This window comes from Achromobacter sp. FW305-C-13, assembly GCF_058783475.1.
In genome coordinates this window covers 938,008-956,972 of the sequence record NZ_JBYSYN010000002.1, presented here as the reverse complement: position 1 = coordinate 956,972, position 18,965 = coordinate 938,008, and the positions used below count along the sequence as shown (strand labels likewise).

The 18,965-nt window shown below is 59.9% G+C and carries 12 protein-coding genes; 1 reads left to right on the top strand and 11 read right to left on the bottom strand.

Annotated features, from left to right (window positions below):
• The first annotated feature begins 177 nt into the window (after positions 1-177).
• Positions 178-1,428, top strand: a complete 1,251-nt coding sequence (locus tag AC3WMU_RS15785) for a flavin-containing monooxygenase (protein ID WP_006227645.1) — start codon at positions 178-180, stop codon at positions 1,426-1,428.
• A gap of 238 nt (positions 1,429-1,666) precedes the next feature.
• Here AC3WMU_RS15785 and AC3WMU_RS15780 read toward each other — a convergent pair whose 3' ends face one another.
• From AC3WMU_RS15780 to AC3WMU_RS15730, 11 genes are all read right to left on the bottom strand, one after another.
• Positions 1,667-1,945: a hypothetical protein gene (locus AC3WMU_RS15780; protein WP_492282638.1), complete on the bottom strand. Its 279-nt coding sequence runs from the start codon at positions 1,943-1,945 to the stop codon at positions 1,667-1,669.
• 109 nt (positions 1,946-2,054) lie between these two features.
• On the bottom strand, positions 2,055-2,177 hold the full coding sequence (locus tag AC3WMU_RS15775) for a hypothetical protein (protein ID WP_488703626.1): 123 nt from the start codon (positions 2,175-2,177) through the stop codon (positions 2,055-2,057).
• Between the two features lie 136 nt (positions 2,178-2,313).
• The gene (locus tag AC3WMU_RS15770) at positions 2,314-4,164 is read right to left on the bottom strand and encodes a LeoA/HP0731 family dynamin-like GTPase (RefSeq protein ID WP_492282637.1); all 1,851 of its coding nucleotides are present in this window, start codon (positions 4,162-4,164) and stop codon (positions 2,314-2,316) included.
• Between the two features lie 19 nt (positions 4,165-4,183).
• Positions 4,184-6,439 carry a hypothetical protein gene (locus AC3WMU_RS15765; protein WP_492282636.1) on the bottom strand — a complete coding sequence of 752 codons (2,256 nt, stop codon included), beginning with the start codon at positions 6,437-6,439 and terminating at the stop codon, positions 4,184-4,186.
• A 498-nt stretch (positions 6,440-6,937) separates the two neighbouring features.
• Complete coding sequence (locus AC3WMU_RS15760) at positions 6,938-7,474, bottom strand: hypothetical protein (RefSeq protein ID WP_492282635.1); 537 nt, start codon at positions 7,472-7,474, stop codon at positions 6,938-6,940.
• Between the two features lie 85 nt (positions 7,475-7,559).
• Positions 7,560-10,151, bottom strand: a complete 2,592-nt coding sequence (locus AC3WMU_RS15755; protein ID WP_492282634.1) for a helicase-related protein — start codon at positions 10,149-10,151, stop codon at positions 7,560-7,562.
• On the bottom strand, positions 10,151-12,133 hold the full coding sequence (locus AC3WMU_RS15750) for a phospholipase D-like domain-containing protein (protein WP_492282633.1): 1,983 nt from the start codon (positions 12,131-12,133) through the stop codon (positions 10,151-10,153). Before AC3WMU_RS15750 ends, AC3WMU_RS15755 begins: the two co-directional genes overlap by 1 nt.
• On the bottom strand, positions 12,130-13,440 hold the full coding sequence (locus tag AC3WMU_RS15745; RefSeq protein WP_492282632.1) for a hypothetical protein: 1,311 nt from the start codon (positions 13,438-13,440) through the stop codon (positions 12,130-12,132). The genes AC3WMU_RS15750 and AC3WMU_RS15745 overlap by 4 nt, the downstream gene beginning before the upstream one ends.
• A gap of 334 nt (positions 13,441-13,774) precedes the next feature.
• A complete protein-coding gene (locus AC3WMU_RS15740; protein WP_492282631.1) occupies positions 13,775-14,725 on the bottom strand; it encodes a hypothetical protein in 951 nt (316 codons plus the stop codon).
• Positions 14,726-15,155: 430 nt separating this feature from the next.
• On the bottom strand, positions 15,156-15,767 hold the full coding sequence (locus AC3WMU_RS15735; RefSeq protein WP_492282630.1) for a hypothetical protein: 612 nt from the start codon (positions 15,765-15,767) through the stop codon (positions 15,156-15,158).
• Entirely contained in the window at positions 15,760-18,963 is a 3,204-nt protein-coding gene (locus tag AC3WMU_RS15730; protein WP_492282629.1) for a UvrD-helicase domain-containing protein, read from the bottom strand. Before AC3WMU_RS15730 ends, AC3WMU_RS15735 begins: the two co-directional genes overlap by 8 nt.
• Between the last annotated feature and the right edge of the window lie 2 nt (positions 18,964-18,965).

The window sequence follows — 18,965 nt, the reverse complement described above, 5'->3', positions numbered from 1 at the left end:
GCGCAAGCGCGTCGGTGCTTGCCGCCCGGCTAAACAGACACCTTTGCTTTTTCCTAAGTCAGCCGTCTGAAAAACGAAGTTATCAACTTAGGGCTTCGGGGTCACACTGCGTGCCAATCGGATCGTCGTGTCAGCCTCGAGACGCACCAGGGTCTCGGTATTTCTTAGGATCTTCACATGTCAATTGAAAAAACCAATACGCTGGTGATCGGCGCCGGCCAGGCCGGCATCGCAATGAGCGAGCACCTCGGCGCCATGGGGATTGCGCATATCGTGCTCGAACGCAAGCGGATCGCCGAACGCTGGCGCTCCGAACGCTGGGACTCGTTGGTGGCCAACGGCCCCGCCTGGCACGACCGCTTTCCCGGCTTGAAGTTCGATGACGTCGGACCCGATGTCTTCCCGCCCAAAGAGCGCATGGCCCAGTACTTTGAAGACTACGCCAAGATGCTCAATGCGCCCGTGCGCACCGGCGTCGAAGTCCTGCGCGTCCAGCGCAACGAGAAGCGTCCGGGCTTCACCGTCACCACCTCCGCAGGCACCATCGAAGCCCAGCACGTGGTCGCCGCGACTGGCCCCTTCCAGGTCCCCACCTATCCGAAAATCGTGCCGGAAAGCGCCGGCATCCAGCAGCTTCATTCCTCGGCCTACAAGAACCCGGGGCAATTGGCCGACGGCGCCGTGCTCGTCGTCGGCGCGGGCGCCTCCGGTTCGCAGATTGCCGAAGAGCTCCGCCAGGCCGGCCGCACCGTCTACCTGTCCGTGGGCGAACACTACCGCCCCCCCCGCTCCTACCGCGAACGCGATTACTGCTGGTGGCTGGGCGCGTTGGGCATGTGGGACGAAGTCAAGAAAAAGCCCAAGCGCGAACACGTCGCCTTCGCCGTAAGCGGCTACGAGAACGGCAAGACCGTCGACTTCCGGCGCCTTGCCCGCGACGGCATCCAATTGGTAGGCATCACGACCTCCTACGAAAACGGGGTGCTGCACTTCGCCGACAACCTCGGCCGCGATGTAGCCCAGGGCGATGCCGACTACTTCGAAGTCCTGCGCGAAGCCGACGCCTACATCGAGCAGAATGGCCTGGACCTTCCGCCCGAGCCCGACGCCTGGAAACTGCTGCCCGACCCGGAGTGCCTCACCTACCCCATCCTCAGCCTCAACCTGGCCGAGGCCGGCATCAAGACCATCCTGTGGGCAACCGGCTTCAAGGTCGACTTCAGCTGGATCGATGTCGACACCTTCGACGAAAAGGGCTACCCCATCCACAAGCGCGGCATCTCCGCCGAAAAAGGCATCTACTTCTTAGGCCTGCCCAACCTCACCAACCGCAGTTCCTCATTCATATGGGGGGTTTGGCACGACGCCCGCTACATCGCCGACCATATCGGGATCCATCAGGACTACCTGGCATACAAGAAGGAATGACGGAGTCCGCGGCGGGCTTGCTTCGGGCCTGACGCAAAAAACCCGCACCCCTGATCGGGGGTGCGGGCTTTTTTGCAGATGCCCTGGCTACAACGAAATCCCGGTGCCGGCGGCACGCGCAACCGTCCACCGTCGACGGTGCACAATCCAGCCGCGTTTCCTAGGCAAGGCTATCGTCGTGGGCATATGCGTTCAGATTGGGCGGCATGTGGGGTTGCCTAGGGCGTCGCATACGACGTTACGCCAGTAGCGCTGCCGTGGCGCGGCCGGCAATCATGTCTTCGAACAGGGCCGCGAGACTCGGGGCGACCTCGCGGGTGTCCTCGAATTCCGGCTCGATGCCGTGCACGATGCGGCCCGAGTCGCGTTCTATTGCCAGAAATTCGTAATCGCCGGCAACGCTCATGTAGATGGGCGTGTGCTGTTGCCAGAAGTCCAGGACCACCTGCCGGCCGGCGTCGTCCAGCGCGGCATCCAGGCTGATATCGCGCAGGGTGTGCCAAGTGTCGGAGTTCATTGAAGCCGGGAATATCATTCGTTAAAAATCAATGAGTTAGGTATTTTTGGTTCACTGAGTTTGGAATATTTGGTTCACTCGAGATGAGAAATTAACCTCAATGGTTCATTTAACTTGGGAACACGTCATTCCAGGGACATTTCGATTGGTACTCGCTGCGCGACTCCTGCACCAGGCGCACCGCGCGCTCGCGCACTTCAGGGGAAAACTTGTTCGCGTTGTTTTTGCTCATGGCTCGCATTCTCTCAAGAGAAGGAGCCTCCGCAAAACCCGGGGCGATTCACCAGGGTGGCTGGAGCCCAGGGCGAAATCGGCGGGCACATCCAACTCACCCCATAGCGTTGGGCTTCGGCGGCAAGACGCTCTTGTCAAGAAAACAACCGAGACCAGAGCGAGACCTTTGCAGCCGGTGAGGTAGCAGGCTCAACGGGCGCGGGAACCGGCGCCATCGATGAGATGACGGGAGCCGTATCAAGCACGATATCTGGCACCTGCTCCCAGTTGACCCGATCGCTTTCGTTGATTTCACGAAACTGTGCATCGATGACCGTGCCGTAGTCGTACCACTTCTTGAAGCGGGAATGGCGCTCCTGCAGTGTATGCATTTCGGCATCGATGGCCCCGAGTTGCTGCTTGAGATCCGCAAAGACAGGAAAGAATTTCTCGGAAAAGTCAGGAGAGTCGATCAACCGTACGACGTCCTTGGACTGTTCCTGCAGATTCTTGAGCATGGTTTCAATGGCCTGCGCGAAAGCCTGCTGGCGCTCTTGCGCCTTATAGCTATCCCATGCTTCCAGGGCAATCCCGACTACGGCCAACGCACTGCCCAGGCCATTGGCCAATTTCGTCGCCCCCCAGGGTTTGAACTTCAGATACTTGCCAATGTCGAGGCCAACCATCTTGGTTGCCGTGCTGATGCCGTCGCGCACCGCCAGGATGCTGCCGTTGGTGATGACGCCAGGCTGTGAAAGGAACTTCACTCCCTTTTTCCCCAGCGTGGTAACCACGTCGTTGTAATGCTCGATTTCGTTATTGACGTTGACTGCAATCCGGTTCAGGTCGCGTGCGATCCCGCCAACTTCGTCACTGAATATCTCCTGGATTCGTTGCTCGACCAGACATCCTTCATTGCCAATTTCGCGGTGCATGAAATCATCGAACGTCTCCAGCGTGACATTTTTGGCCTGCAATTGCACGTCTTCGAAATAGCGCAACAGACGGCCTCGCAGACGCACCTGAGCCTGCACGATATTCCCGTAAACCCGCTGCAACTCGATGGCTTGACTCTGCTTGATTTCGGTTACGCGCCGAGCTTCGTCAGCCAGCATGGCATAAGCCTCTTTTGCCGCAGGCAACTGCTTGGCGATGATGTCCGAGATGATGCTTTTCTTGGTTTCACTTACCAGGGCCAACACACCACCATTGCCCTCTATCTTCTTCTGTGTTGCCGCCTGCAGTTCGGCTATACGTGAAAGGCGACGGAACTCTCCGAGGTTCTGCAGCCAATGCTCGACGCCCAAATCGAAAGGGTTGGCGGCAACGGCCACGACGCTGACATCCGTCTGCTCCTGCGCCGTCAGATTCAGCACGTCGTCCAATCGCTTGAGGACCGATTCCTTCTTGATCAAAAACCGTTCCTGGAACTCGGCCGGATCAGACATGTCTGCCACCTCGTCGAACCGGCTCAGCACGAATACTGTGCGGGGCAATAAGTTCAACGTGCGAAACAGCCATTTCAAATCTTCGGTATGGCTCTCCTTGATCGGATTGGTCGGGTTCATCACATAGAGCACCAGATGAGCCTCGCTCACATAACGCTTCGTGATGTCCTTGTATTTCTCTATCTGAGCGGTTGTTGCATTGGTCTTTTCCTTGAAGCCAAACAGCCCAGGCGTATCGATGATCTGCAGCTGATCCTTGAAGTTGTAGATCGCGACCTCGTTCGATGACTCCTGCTGGCTGATATTCATGCTTTTGCGATCAAGCTCCTCCAGCCAAGCCGCAGCAATCGACGTCTTGCCCTCAGAGAATCCGCCGATCAACGCAACCTTGAGCTTCTGGTCAGTAGTACTTTCCACCGACGCCTTTAGCTTTTCCACCAACTCGGCGTGCAGTTGGACCCCGAGATCCAGGCCCTCGTCGACGAAAGCGGTCAAGCTGGACAGGATGCGCAAGGCCTTCTGCCTCTGCTGCTCGAACGAATGAATTGTGCTGGTCATTTTGCAAAGACTCCTGTACTCACGCTGCGTTTTCAACAACGGCAGCCGTATCAAAGGCGGACGCCTTGCCGACTTTATCGCGCAAGGCCTTCATGTCGGCGGCAATCCTCTCCAAGGCTTTCCGGGTGCCGTCACTCTGTTCGTAGGGAATGTTCATCTGCTTCTTGGCTTCATCCAGTGCGCTACCTATCTGGATCTTGGCAGAATCGATGTTCTGCTTCAGCATTTCAGCCAATTTCTCGAACACTTTGTCGAGATTTTCATCCGCAGACTTGCGCTGCTGCGCCATCTTGTAGTCGGAGCTGAAGAAACTCCGCACTGCCTTGTAGAAGCTGAAGACCAAACCCACGGCGCCAAGCACCGCAGCGACCGTCCAACCTGCAGGATTCGAGGCAAGGAACGACGCCCAGACTAACGCAACGGCGCCACCGAAAGTCGAGAGAAGCCCCAACATGTTGATGCCGTTGTCCATTTCGAACTTGGTATCGAAGCTCATATCCAGAGCCGAAAACGGGTCGTTGATGGTGTATAGAAGAATCTCGTCCACGTTCTTCTGATTCTTTCTGACTATATCTTCCGCATCGTTCTTGAACGACTCGAACACTTTCTGGAAACGGCGCTCCAAGTCGGGGCCGACTGTCACCTTGAGCTCTTGCAGCGTCGCTGTCAGGTGCGCCTTAAAATCTTCATTGCTTTTATCCGTGGCGATATAGTTGTATATCGCCATGCGCATGGAGGATTTCTTCTCAGCCAACGCGTCATTGCATTCGCTATCGAGCCGCCTTTTGGTTCCGGAAAGCAGATCGTCGACCTGGGTTGCAGAGGATTTGTACTGAACCTTCAATTTCTTCGCAGCCTGCGCGAAACTGTCGCGCGCCTGAAGCAGGCGATCTATGCCTTCCTGCAGGCAGCTGGCGATCTTCTTCGTGTTGGCTTCAACGATCTTCCTGCGAAAATCCCGGCATATGTCGCCACGGATGAATTGCAGAAATGCACGCATACCGCTGCGGTCTAGGATGTCGCCGGCACTCATTTCCGATAGAAACTTCTGCCGACTTTTCGTATGAGGGTTGTTGGGAAGCAGGCAAGTTGCCGATGCCAGGAAAGCCGGCATGCCGCTGACGCAGAAATGGCCCTTGTAGACGTCACCAAGCGCGGCACCCAACGATTTGTCCAGATCGCCCAAGCCGATCAAATCATTCTTGTTGGCGAGCGTTTTCCCTTGCAGGATCTGCGGGGCTGTCGCACTCTTGTTGAATATTGCCCAGACCTCCGTCTGCTTGCCAAGCTGGCGCTTGATCTTGTCGATCGTTCCCTCCTGGCCTTCGCTACCCGAACCCGGAGGCGTGGCAGCGCGCGTCACGTAAAAAATCGCGTGGGCTTTTTTTACCGAAGAATCGATCGCGCTCAGCACCTGGGCTTCGTCGCCTTCGATGCCCGGAACGTCGATCAACTGAAATTGCTGTCCATCAATCACGAAGCGGTAGGCATGGGACTGCAATGTGAAATCGGAGCGGCCATTACCTATGATGCGGCCGTCCTGCAATGGCTCCAGGCGCTCAAGCGCCTTTTCGATTTCGGCCAGATCGGCACGCAATCGGTCAAGCTCATCGCTGACCTTCTGCACGTTATCGGCCACTACCTTCCGTCGTGCATCGTTGCTGGCTTGCATCTGGCCTAGCTGTGCGCGGAGCACCAGCAGCATCTTCTCCTCTTCCAGCTTCTTGAACAGGAAGATCAACCGTTTCCATACCGTAAATCCCTGCCGCTTCTGTTTGGCGAGCGCTCCCAGGGTTTCCATTTTTTCTTTGAACGTCGCCTCTTCGTCCTGCCATCCTTTTTCCATTACTTGGGCTTGGATCTGCCCGTCGGCCAGCTTCGCCTCGAGTGTCTGGATGGCAGAGCCCAAAGCCACCAGATCGTTCGGGTCGATGTGCAGATCCTTGATCAAGTCATTGAATTTCTCTTGCGTGGCCAGCTTTTCACTGTGGCCCAACTGAATACGCATAGTCTCGATCAGGGTCGACTTTCCCGCATTAGTCTCTCCGTAGAGCGCGATGGTAAATGTGTTCCACTCGGATAGCTCTCTGAGTTCACTGACATCTTCCACCGTCTTGTCGCGGAACGTCTCCAGCAATGCCTTGGAATGGTCAATCGCAGTTGTCAGATCGAGGTTGCCATTGACTGTGGCCTTTCCGGAAATTTCGGCAAGGGACCGATCGACCATAGCGATGACTTGATCGTAAGGCTGGTCCATCTTGTTGAGCATATTCATGTCTATCGGAGATTGCAGAGTTGAGTAACCCGTGCCCAGGACGTATCCATAGCCCAGCCACGTGTAGAGAGTGACCAAGACCGAGCAAGTCTTTCTTCGTCGAGCCAGGAGCAAGCCGCCGGCCTGTCATTGGCGGCATGCCGAGACGCTTTACCTGGCTCAGGCGCAACCGTTCGCCGAGGCGCATCCCAAATTAAAGCAAACCAAATAAATCAAAAGGTAACTATATACTTTATTTTTGAGGAAATCCCCACCAATAAGTTATTCGTAAAACCCGGTCTGTTATTGGAGATCGAAAGATCGGCCTTTCAGATCGCCCCTGGAACAACGATCTCATCAAGGCGAAGGGGTGAAGCACCTTCAAAAGCATGGTCGAGTGTCATCTGTGGGACTCTTCCAACAGAATCGGCCTGCGGCAGTAGCCGACAGCATAAAGAAGCAGGCACTCAACGACTGCATTCAGCCGCGCCATTAGGCACCGGAACTACGGGTTAGGAATCATGCCTGCGCCCGGCGACGAAACTCCTGCAGTTCCCAAGTGGTCAACGTTCGAGCCTGCGCGTGCGGCCTAAGTGCTGCGATAGCGGCCTCATACTCCGCGACAGAGTCGCTTACGGTCCAGTCGTAGTTCAGGCCCGCGCGATCTCGGATGATGCCGTCGATTGGGCAGTGCGGAGGCTCTGGGATCACTCCAGCAGCCCAGAAGTATTTGAGGTGAATGTTTACTAGTTTTTGGGCGACCCCGTACCGAAATCTACCTTTGTAAAGTGAGGACTCGTGCTGGCAGGAAAGTCGATCTGCAAGCACGGAGATCAGCGCCACATGATCATCCTCGCTTACCGGCCCGTTGGCATATGGGGTAGCAAGGCTATCCAGTTCTTTACGAACGGCCGTTTTGACGTCGTTTCGTTGGTGTCCCTTGCGACTCGCCGAATATATCGGCCAGTCCTTTGCTCGCGTGGAAAGTGCTGCTTTGAGGCTGAGCAGTCCCAATTCATAAGCGAGGAATGAATTTTTATCGCTTTGTATATGCATATGACGTACGTGGTGAGTTCCGACGGAAAGGCTAGCGGCTGGCCATAGCTGTGGTGTAGGATCAGTTCGCCCGGACTCCCGCGTCTCAATCTGGGGCCGTTCCGGGAGAAAAGTCCGGGGCTGCATCATTGATTTCATCCGCAATCCTGCGCAGTAGCGGATCGTCATAGCCATCTGGCACGTGAATGACCGAGCCGTGAAGTTGCGCCCGCAGCGAATCCCAGCGTGCTTTTAAGACCATCCAGTTATGCTCGTCGTAAGTGCCCTGGAACACAATCGGCAGGATGTCGATGCGGGGAAGATCGCTCCCCCGGACACCGTTCGCCACCGCTTCCTCGAGCAGCTGCTCCCAACGGCTGCCAAGCCGGTCCACGCGCCCGATCTGTTGTTCGACCACGGCGGGATTCCATTCTGGGTGCAAGAGCAGCACGGTCCGGCAGGCCTTGTGTAGATTTAGCCCTTCGCGGCCGACCACTGACTGCGCAACGAGCACTCGGGGATAGCTGTCCCGACGGTTGAAGGACATTTGCAGCAGCCGCCGCGTAACGTGCTTGGTTTCGCCGTACATCAGCCGCGCGAAGCCGCCCTGCGGATGGCGGTATTCATCATCAAAGCTCTCAGCCAGCTTCAGCCACAACGCGGACGCTCCAGCATCGTTCAAGCCCGCTTCGCCGCGTTCGTCGACATCCTCGCGCTCCCTTGCCGCATCGACAAGATGCACGAACGCGTCGGCCCAATCCTGGGGACTCGCTTCGTCATGCGGCAGCAGTTCCATCACGGCTCGGGTGACGGATGCCTGGCCGACCGGATTGCGTTCAAACGCGTGGAACAGGCGCTTGGCAGCACTGTGGTCGGGATACGTTGCCAAACCGGCGCGCAGTGTATGGAACAACTGCTCACGTGCCGCCTGGCGACGATTTTCAAGATCCTCATATTGACGCTTTAACTGCGCATTGATGCTGTCGATCGATTCATCCCGCAGGATGCCGAGCTGCCGTTGCGCGGCCCTGACCGCGTCGTGTTCGCTTTCGCGCACGCCGCTCTGTGGCCAGGGCGTGTTGTCGCGCAAGGCCCGGAGCATCTGGCGCGCATTCAGCAACTCGACCAGCTTTTTCATCGGCGCGGTATAGCGGCCAAAAACCAGGACTTTCTCGCCTTTTTCGTGGGCGATTTCGATTTCCCGGACCGCCCTGTCTATGGCCGGATGGTCGAGCAGCACATTCTCATTCCTGAGCGCATGCCGCATCACATCCAGCCACCAATCCACTCGTCGGGACCCGGCTGAGTCCGAATGAGGATCGTCCTCCAGCCGACGGTCCAGCCCCAATTGCTCACGATCCTCGGTTTCATCTTGCTGAAGCTGATCGATGATCTTAGCGATGCCGTGGCCGTTGCCCATGGTCAAGCGCAGTCGTTGCGCCTGGGGCGCGGTGCCCTGGGCGGCGGCGAGGGACAGGGCCTCCCCCGCGCAAACCACCTGCCGCCAGGCTGGCGACAGCTCCGCCGGATCGATGATCAGTGGGCGTTCCCGCCGATAGGCGTGAGGCGGCAGCCCGGCGTGACGGGCGAACGCTTGTACCGATTGCGCTTCGCGTTTGTCGCGCCGCAAGAGATATGGCGACAAGGTCTGCTCGAACGCTCGGGCCGTTGTCCGATAATTTTGTCTTTTCCCCGCGTCGGTCGGTTGTATCTTGACCTCATTGACCGCCCTTACGTAATCGCCTATCGCGCGAGTCGTTTGCTCATGGTCAGGCAAACTCCGCCCGTCGGCCGTCTTGACGGCGATACGGTCCAGCACGTCCTGCCATTGTTCGGCGTCCAGTTCCACCGGGGTGGCCGTCATGGCCAGCCTGCGTCCGTCGGCGGGGGCCAAGGCGACGTTGTTCAACAGGCGGGACAATCCCGTCGTGTCTCCGCGGCTCTTGTGCGCTTCGTCGATGATGATGAGATCGAAGAAGCCCAAGCCGATACCCACGGCGCGTTCCAGCGCAACGCGCAACTCGGTGCCAGAACTGTACTGGCCAGGTTGCGTCGCCGCCGGCCAGGGAGCCTCTTTGACCAATGTGTTCAAAAAATCGACGGGGGTGCCCCCGGTGCGTTTTGCCCATGCCGCGATATCGTCGGCCGCAGCCCGAATTCGCGGGTCCGACAGTTCTCGCGTCTCGTGGAAGTTTCTTGGATATCGGCCATCGCGGGCCTTGCGCCACGTGGCGTAAAGCACGGGCAGCAAAGACCAGTAAGGCGCGCGCGTGCCTTCGCCGATGCGCCAGTTGGCGATCTGATGCGACAGCAATACCACGCTTTGGGTCGACCAGAGCGGCGCGCCGCCCTCCTTGGAATCCCAAGGCTTGAAATACTGTTCCAGGCTTCTGAGCAAGGGCGGGCACTCCACACCGCCGTCCTGCATTTCCTGCGCCCATTGAAAACCCAGACCAGGTGGCACCAGCACGGCGACGCGGCCGCCTTGGCGCACGACCGCACTGGCCAATGCGACGGCAATGCGGGTCTTGCCCATGCCGACTTCGTCGGCGATCACGACGCCGTTTTGCGGGATGCGCTGGGCCAGCGCCATCAGGCTGCAGCGCTGGCCTTCGTTCAACGACCACACGTCTTTCTGGAATCCGTCAGTTGCATCGAGCGATGCGATCAGTGTCTTCGCGACTGCGTTCCAATCCATTATGTCTCTTCTCCAAAAGCCAGATACCCTTCCTGCACGTCCCACGATTCGGCCACGCGTTGCAGCGCTTCCTCGTAGCGTCGGCCATGCGGATCGCGGGCGTCGCAGGCATAGTCGGGACGGAAGGCCGGCTGCCGCAGGCAACTGAGTGGATCGATCTTCAACTGCCTGAAATCGGCCAGCACGGCGCTGCCGCGCGCCTGGCACAGCGTCTGCTCGAGGCGATGGCACCAGGCCGTCCAGTCGGCGTCCGCGACTTGAACCTGTTTCTGGGCGATCAATTCCAGCTGCGTCATCATCGTCCGGATCGCGGCCGTCTGCGACGAGCTGCCACCGCCACGCGCCTGGTTTTTCTTGTCGGATGCATCCATTTCATCGTCGTCGCCGCCATTGTGGTCGCCGACGTCGATCGCAGGAAAGCCCAGCAGTTGTGCCGCCAGGTCCTGGAGTTCCAGTTCAGGCAGCTCGGTAGCGGCGATCCGGCCGTACTCATCGATCACGGGAACCAGCTGCTCCTGGTGAGCCGGCGCGCCCCAGCGCAGCCGGGCTTGGCGCGGCGCCTCACCCGGCCACACCCAGTCCAGCCCCGTCCGGACGCAGGCTGCTCCGTCCGGACCCAGCACCTCGACATCCTCGGTATTCTGGCCGGGCGCTCGCAGCAATCCGCCGTCCGGCGTCGGCATCCATTGCAGATAGGCCACCGGCGCGGCAAGGAAGGCATCGTTGTGTTCCGGCATCGGATCGCCGGCCTTGAGCCGTTCATTGATGGTCAGCGGAATACCATTGGCCTGAATTGGCAACAGGACCGTCAAGGCCGGCACAGTGGGATCCCGGGATGCCAACCACGGTGTCCTCGGCAAGGAGAAGACCACCCCTGCCTCAAGATTGCCGCTAGTCCGTGCCGCGCGTTGGATAAAGCCCGGGTCGGTCAGGTTCCCCGAGCCGAGGTAGAGCCAGCCGCTGGAGCAGGCATCGCCGACGTCATTGCCACCGAGCAGGAATTTGGCGTGCAGGGTGCGGTGTGCGTCCGGGCCAAAGACACGTTCGGGCACGCCGGGCGCCAACACGGCCCAAGAGCGCTCTGCCATCGCTTCCAGGCACACGGCCACAGCCTGGCAGCTTTCCGGGTTGACGTAGACCTCCACCAGGGCATTGCGTGTCAGCATGTCATGGGAGCGCAGCGTGTCTTCTATCCGGGCGAGCACGGTGGGCACCTGACCCGGCGCGCTATCCGTCTCGGCCTGCGGCAAATCCTCGAAAAAGCCTGATGCCATGGCCAGATAGTTGCGGCGAACCTTGCCGGCGTGTTGCGTTATCCGGTCTGGCAATTGCTCGAGCAAACCGCGCGAGCGGTTGTCGAAGAATCGAGGCTCCTGCCCGTCCGCGCGCGAGGCGCATTGACCGACCCAGTCGTTGAACCGAGCGACACGGTCCGCCGCGCAGGGATTTTCCGACATGGCATCGAGGATGCGCAGATCGAAATGGGACACCAGCCAGCCCACCATTTCCGATGCTGCCTTGATGTCCGCGCAGCGCAGTGGCAGATCGCGCGCGTCCGCATCCAGCTCCTCGGAAGACAGCTCAATCGACCATGCCAGATCAAGGCTTTCCTCGACCGTCTGCTGAGTCCAGTTTCCGGTCGAGACGATCAGGCGCAGCAGCCACGCATCGGCGCTTGCCTTGCGAAAACCCAGCAGGGCGACCTTGGCGTGCATCAGCTTGAATGGCTGCTCGCTGGCTCGGCGCAAGGGAAGGTGGGCCACCCCTGGCACATCCAGCAGCGACAGTGCCTCATGCTGAGGATCCAGGATCAGGCCCAGGGAAATCTCGCCCGCCTTTGCGCGCTGGGCTTGGGTGCGGCGGGTGAATCGCTCGGCAGCCTCGCCGAGGAACAAGGCATCGGCAGAATAGCCGCATACCCAGCCGAATAGACCGTCATAGTCGTCGGGCGCGTCGAAAAGATGCAATAGGGACGGCGTCATGCTGCGACATCCTCCAGATCCTGGTTCAGGATGTCGTTGCGCATAGCATCCGGTTCTTCCCGCAAGTCGCGATTCAGGGCATAGAGGTTGCGCACGCGGAAGGACAGGCCGGCGGGCCACGCGATCACGCCGTCGACCTGCGCCGCATCGTCCGGATCCGGCGCAGACGAAAGTTCCGGTGTGTCCGCGTTCTGCATGGCGCGGCGAAACGCGGAACCGGGCTTGACCTTGCGGCCGACCAGGCGCAGCACACGGCCGTCGCGGCGCAGCAAGTGCTTGAGTTGCTCGGCGGTCGACGCAAGGGCGCATTCGCGGCAGAACGCCATGGCATCGGGGTCGGTATGCGAAAACGCCAGATACCGTTCAGCGGATCGGCGCAGATCTGTCAGTTCGTTCGTCAGCGTTTCGGCAGCATCTTCGATGCCCATTGCCTCCTTGGGCGCCAACGCGAGCGCCCGTTCCAATTCGTCGAGCACGAGCAGGGCTTGATCGCGGCAGGCCATGAGTTGCGCGCCCGCCTGCAGGTCCAGCCAATGCGCATCGTCGGCAATCGCGGTCGGCCGGTATTCCCAGCGCATCGGCATCGCAGGCGGGTTGTTGCGTACGTCCTCGACCCACTGCAGAGCAGCACGGCGCCGTGTCTTGTGGGTGATGCTTTCGTTCCCGGCGCCGAGCATTAACTGCGCATGGAGGAGCCCGCGGGCCGCGGCCGACAGCGGTACGCAAGGAGACAGCAACGCGACGAAGCGCGGGGGCCAACTGACCGGCTTTCCCTGCACCCAGTTCAAGATGTGCGTCACGACATCGTAGCGGCCACCCTCACCGCATGCCAGGGCAATCAGCTTCTGGCCGACCTCGTTGGTCGACAGGGCATTGAACCGCCGGCTTTGCCCGTCCGCCAGTCCCAGCGGCATCAGGCTTTGCCCGACCGCCATGCGCATGGGCTGCGAAACATAAAAGCCGGGGCGACGCAGGGTACGGAAATCCAGGGCATGCTGCCGGGGAAACTTGTTGATGCCCCGCAAGCGTGGGTGCTGCGCCCATTTGTTGTCGTTGTAGCCGAGCCAGCAGGCCAGCGCCTCAATCGCGTTGGCGCATTCGATATTGCCTACCGCCATTTTCTCGTGGCGCGCCAGTTCGGCGACGCGAATGCCGAGGATGGCAAGAAATACCTGCTTGCCAAACCAGACGCCGCCAGTGCCGGGTACGGCCAGCTCATTGAAATGCCGTACGGCCCGTCCTATTTCCAAGGTTCGCGTACGTCTCTCACTGGTCAGTACTGCCGGTCCCAACAAGCCCCATTTCATAGACATCTGCCTTATTTGTGGATTCAACACGCCGTGCGCGCGGGTGCCCGGCACAATTCTGATCAAGCCCGCTGCCGCGCGGGCGTGCCCACTCCTACGCCGGTGCGACCCGCGCGGTGTGACGGACACTCAAGCGCCGCTGCGCCATGTCACACAACGAGGAAAGCGAATCGGCCACCAGCGATGTAACTTGCCGCAACGAAGATCGCTTTTGGTTTTGGAGCGCGAAGGCCTCCGCATGCCCCATGAGCCTACTTCTCCCCGCAGCTTCAAGGATGGCGCGGGAATGCCGCTTTGTGTTTTTTTTTCCGCGACTCCAGATACTGCGAGACTGTCAAGCCGCCTGCGGAACGGCGGCGATCCCTGGCGGCTGACCCAATCTCTCCAGCATTGCCGACATGAACTCTTGTGCAATTTCAGCGATCGAGATTTTGAACAGCAGCATCTCCGTATGCACCAGGGGACGATCATCCTGCCAGAGCTGCCGGTGGGCTTCGGCCATGACATCGAGATAATAGGCATAGGCATCCTGTTCGGGCACCGCCGCCTTGTTGAGCCAAGCCCTAAGGGGATCATCCTTGCTTGTCTTTCCTACGCTCACGGCCACCATCTCCTCAAGTGCAGGGCACGCGCTTCCGTAACTTCCCAACCAGGCAAAGGCGGCCGCGCTCTCAGCGTCGAGACTCGCAAGCAACCCGTTTCTACCCGGCGGCACGGGCAGCACCGGCGCATTCACGGCTCGTATAAAGTGGATCGCGTCCAGCGCAAAAGCGATGCGCGCGTCGTAAATCAATGCCCAGTCGTTCCACACGAATGAAAGCCATTTTGACCAACTAGCGATTCCACCGAATTTGTACAACCCGCGCCTGATTCGCGGACGAACCGCCGAACGAAGGCTTTCGTGATCAACAACCGCATCGAATCCGGTATCGATATCGGTGAACCGAGAGGCGTACTCTTCAATCGTTTCCTCATGATTTCCATTCAACCCGCCCCAGTCGGAGATCACGAATTTGGCAAGATCGGCCAGTTCCTGAACACGGGTTGCCCCTTTCTTCCCGACCTGGATCTCGCGCGATCGCTGAGCAACCGCCTGCCGCAACTCCAAGGTTTCAGCGAAACCTCCGCCAAATTCACGGTCGGAGAGCAAGCCGCGGCCCCGTGCCGCGGCTATGCAGCTCTCCGTCATACCCCAGTTATAGTCATCCAGCCGGTGCCGGTAACTCGATAAGTACGTAGCCACTTCACGGCCAAATGCGACTGCTTGCGAGGTTGTAGGCTTCATTTCCCTTTTCATCCGTTCATCACTATCTCAATCCCGAAACAAGTCGGCGATTGTCCCTTGCTTCCGCTTGCAACCCGACAAGTCGGGTGCCGGCCTAACCCGGCATGATGCTGAACACCGGCACCAGGCTGCTCACCTCATGGGGCGCGCTTGCCTTGCATACGGACATGTGGTGATTCTTGTCATGCAGCTTGATACTTGCGCTTATGGTGTCTCGACCGACCGCGTCTATGAGCGTGTTGTGTACGAGCATATCGAGCTGCCGCGACGCCAAATCCACCCGAGCGCCGCGACCCAATCCGGGGAGCACCCAGATAAGTCGGTTTTTGCTAACTTCAACGCTCCCACCGCGTATCTCCACCTCCGCAGCGAGTAGCTCCTCTAACAGCAATGCGGTGCTCGTACCGTGCTTCGCATACTTCAAGGCGGCTCACGCCGCTTCGCCTAAGGTGTCGAAGTGCAGTTTCTCTGCAAACTCCCGGGAGCCTGTTGCCTTGTTCATGTACCAGATCTTAGGGCTCTCCACCGCAGCGATTCCGATCCAGTCCTCACGCCAACCGTCCTCCAGACCGAAGGCCTCGTCTTCGCTGATGCAAGCCAGCATCCGCGTGACGAGGGCACGGACCGCAGCATCAACTTGACCGTCAGGCAGCACCATCGGTCCATACACGACGTGCTTACCGCGCACGAGAAAGATCCAATGGTTGCCGTTAGTGACGACACCCATCATCCCGGGCTTGAGATAACAATCGATAAGGTCCGGGTGCAATTTCCTGGCGAACTTCTTTGCCTCAATCAACCAGACAGGCCGGGATCCCTGCACGATGGCGATGTCCGCCGACAACCGCTTATTCGGGCCGTTCGGCTGGGAGTATTCATAGAATGCTTCTAAGCCACTGATTTCCAATGCGGCATCCGTCACAGGACAGATCAACCGATACATCGCCCACCGTTCGGATGGCTGCGGTCGAATCGGCTTCTCGCCGAACGACGTATCGAGTTCTTGCTGGCCCGAGGCACTGCTTTTTATGAACTTATTCATGAGCTGCAGCAATCTGCACAGCGCGAGCGGCAACGGGCAGAAATAGCCAGCGCTCACGCACGGTCTCTCCCGACGCGGCCTCGACAGCGCGAGCGTAGGTCTCCAATTGTCCGCCGTGCGTCGCGGCCAAGCGCTCGCCATCCGCGACGGCGCGCGGGTCGGCCTTATGATCGATGAGAATGCGGCCGGTCGCGACACGGATCAGCAGATCGATCTGGCCGCGGATGACGGTGCCGTCGGCACGTGGCACCTGAATCGGCAGTTCCGCCTGGGCAGTGCCGTCGGGCCACTTCGACTGCCACCAGTCATGAAAGGCTTCCACCTGGAAGCGGACTGCCTCCGGCGTCACGGCGCCATGGACGCCCCAGCGTATCAGGACCTCCCTGATCTGCTCATCGTTGATGGGACGCGACGGATCCGCCACCGAGCAGGCGATGCAACCATGCAGCGCCGAACCCAGCGCAGCCATGTCGGTGTCGGACTGCACAACGATCCGCTTGCCTACGTCCTCCACCGTCACCGCCCGATGCTGTCCGGTCTGGGCGGCGCTCGGCGCAAACCAGAGCCGTTCAAAAGATTGGGGCTGGCGCGCGTCGAAGTAATGCATGGCTCGTGCAACCGGCGGGGGCGGTGCGTCGAGCGATTCATCGAACTCCCAGGCTTTCGTTTCGCGGACGACAGTCTGGCCGTCCATCACGGATGCGCCCGCCGGTCCCCAGAGCTTGGTGGCAGCGCCGATCTCGTCGAGCCAATCGCAGGGCGGGGCTGAATCCACCGTCTTGGTACCGCCCACCAGGGCGAGCACATCGCGCGCACGGGTGAGGGCGACATACAGCAAGCGTGTGTTCTCCGTGCGCGCCTGCTCGGCCATGAGCTTGCCGGTTTCTGAGGCCTCCGCATCGGCGATGACCTGCACGGCAGACCTAAAGGGATTGACCCAATGATGGATGTAGCGGTTGGCCAGAGGGGCTGTCGCGTCAAAAGCACCGATCGTCCGGGAACGCACGCTCCACAGATCCGTGCGATAGCCGTGATCCAGGCCGATCACAATCACCATCGGCCATTCCAGTCCCTTGGCCGCATGGAAGGTCATGACTTCAACCGCGCCATGGGCCGCGGCCGCCCGTCCGTCCGCGCCATCGGCCACCAGCTCCTGGAACCAAAGCAACATCCCGTTGATCGTCGCCGGCTGCCGCGAGCCCAGACAAGCCTCCTCGTACTGGTGCGCCAATGCCAACAGCGCTTCAATGTTGGCGATACGAACCTGCGCTTCGCGCTCCGTAGCCGACCACTGGTGTGCCAAGCGTGCAACGCCGGACTCGGCTTTTGCCAGCCGCAGCGCTTCACGCGGCGTGAGCGACACCAGGGACGGCCGCAAGCTGGCCAGCCTGGCGATAAGCGGATGAGCGTCCGCTCCCTCAGCCTTCCATGCCGACACCGAGGGGGAAGTCTCGTCGTCTCCGCCCGCAGCTATCCCGGCAAGGAATTGCAAGCGGTCTTGCAGCCAGTCTTCCGGCCTGACCGAACCCGTCAGCCCGACAATCATGGCCGTGGCCACCGTATCCGAGGCGTCCTGCAAACGGCGCAAGCAGGCCAGCACCAACTGAACCTCTGGCGTCGAAATCAAGCCGGGCCGGGCCGCCGCCGCGGCAATGCCCCAGCGGCTCAGTGCATCGACCGCGGACTTGATATGGTCATTCTTGCGGCACAGTACGGCGATGTCGCTGGCTTGCAACGGACGCTCCTGGCCCGTGGCCTTGTCGGCGATCAGGATGCCCCGTCCCAGCAGCTCCGACACCGCGGGTCCCAAGGCTTTCAGCGAAATTGAGCGCTTCCCGGCTTCCGTCACGAATGACCAGTTCAAGAGTTGAGGCTGCTCGGCAAGCGGCTTGCGCACCGGCCTGAGCGCGGTTTCGGAGGCTGGTGCGGGGTGGAAGGCCGGCACGAACACCTCGTTAGCCAAGCCCACAAGCCCCGGCGTGGATCGGTACGAATCGGACAACGGCGTACCCATCGTGCCGCCCCAGCCTTCCACGGAATCGAGGATCTGCTGAATGAGTGTCGAATCCGTGCCGCGAAAGCCATAGATGGCTTGCTTGGGGTCGCCTACCCAGATCGAGCTTTTGGCCAGCTTCGCTAACTCTACGAAGATGGCCAACTGAAGCGGATTCGTGTCCTGAAACTCGTCGACTAGAACGAGATCGAGCTCACCTGCGAGCGCTTCACGCACCAGGGTGCTGTTTTGCAAGGCTCGCAGCAGCAAGACCTCTTGATCCGTGAAGTCGACCACGCCAAGTTCCCGCTTGGCATCGGCAAAGGCTTGCAAGGCACGTCCCGCTAGGTCGAACACCGTACAAAGATAGTTCCGCACATCATCGTGAAACCGGTCATGGGTAGGATGGCGTGCCGCTATATCTTGAAGGTCCTCCACGATGCTGGCCTGCTTGGCGCCAGCTTTCAGTTTCGTCAGTTGCTGCCAGGCGTTCCAGGAAAGCTGCCCGCGAGCGAGCGCGCTGCGGGCAGTCGTGATGCTCTCGATCGCGTCGTTCAGAACCTTGGTATTCACGCCGGCGGCCTGGACCCGCTTGAGTTCGTGCTCTGTCCGTTCAAGCGCCGCCGCCAGGACTGCATCGTGATCGCCCTGCGGGCGCGGCCAGCACGCCAGCATGGCGTCCGCATTGCGCGGTCCCATCGCGGCAAGTTCTTCTGGACTTAGGTTGTTGGAACGCGCCGAGTTCATGACCGCGTGCAGCGTGGCGGTCACCGCATCGTCGTCCAGGCCCAACCGCGCGGTCAGTTGCGCCAGATTCTCCACGGCACTCGCATCCTGAACGCCTTCGACAGCAACGCGCACAAGGCGGCGGCCTTCGTCTTCGGTCAGGATTGTCTGATCCGGCGAGATACCGAGCTCAAAACAGAATCGCTGAATCAAGCGCCCGCAGACGCTGTTGACCGTACCGATGCTCGCTTGCCCCAGTGCGGCGGCCAGATCGAGCCGCCGCTGGCTTAACAACGTCGACCTCGCCCGCTCGCGCAACTCCGAAGCAGCCTTGACCGTGAATGTGGTGGCCAGGATCGCTGCTGGCCGCGCAGCGCCGCTTTGCAGACGGTCCGCCAGCAAGTGGGTCAGGTAATAGGTCTTTCCGCTGCCCGCTCCGGCGCGGACGAATTCCACATTCATATTCTTCTGATCCATGG

Excerpts from the sequence above, each read along its gene's own strand:
- AC3WMU_RS15785 (WP_006227645.1), top strand. The coding sequence starts at position 178 with ATGTCAATTGAAAAAACCAATACGCTGGTGATCGGCGCCGGCCAGGCC.
- AC3WMU_RS15780 (WP_492282638.1), bottom strand. The coding sequence starts at position 1,945 with ATGAACTCCGACACTTGGCACACCCTGCGCGATATCAGCCTGGATGCC.
- AC3WMU_RS15775 (WP_488703626.1), bottom strand. The coding sequence starts at position 2,177 with ATGAGCAAAAACAACGCGAACAAGTTTTCCCCTGAAGTGCGCGAGCGC.
- AC3WMU_RS15770 (WP_492282637.1), bottom strand. The coding sequence starts at position 4,164 with ATGACCAGCACAATTCATTCGTTCGAGCAGCAGAGGCAGAAGGCCTTG.
- AC3WMU_RS15765 (WP_492282636.1), bottom strand. The coding sequence starts at position 6,439 with ATGAATATGCTCAACAAGATGGACCAGCCTTACGATCAAGTCATCGCT.
- AC3WMU_RS15760 (WP_492282635.1), bottom strand. The coding sequence starts at position 7,474 with ATGCATATACAAAGCGATAAAAATTCATTCCTCGCTTATGAATTGGGA.
- AC3WMU_RS15755 (WP_492282634.1), bottom strand. The coding sequence starts at position 10,151 with ATGGATTGGAACGCAGTCGCGAAGACACTGATCGCATCGCTCGATGCA.
- AC3WMU_RS15750 (WP_492282633.1), bottom strand. The coding sequence starts at position 12,133 with ATGACGCCGTCCCTATTGCATCTTTTCGACGCGCCCGACGACTATGAC.
- AC3WMU_RS15745 (WP_492282632.1), bottom strand. The coding sequence starts at position 13,440 with ATGAAATGGGGCTTGTTGGGACCGGCAGTACTGACCAGTGAGAGACGT.
- AC3WMU_RS15740 (WP_492282631.1), bottom strand. The coding sequence starts at position 14,725 with ATGAAGCCTACAACCTCGCAAGCAGTCGCATTTGGCCGTGAAGTGGCT.
- AC3WMU_RS15735 (WP_492282630.1), bottom strand. The coding sequence starts at position 15,767 with ATGAATAAGTTCATAAAAAGCAGTGCCTCGGGCCAGCAAGAACTCGAT.
- AC3WMU_RS15730 (WP_492282629.1), bottom strand. The coding sequence starts at position 18,963 with ATGGATCAGAAGAATATGAATGTGGAATTCGTCCGCGCCGGAGCGGGC.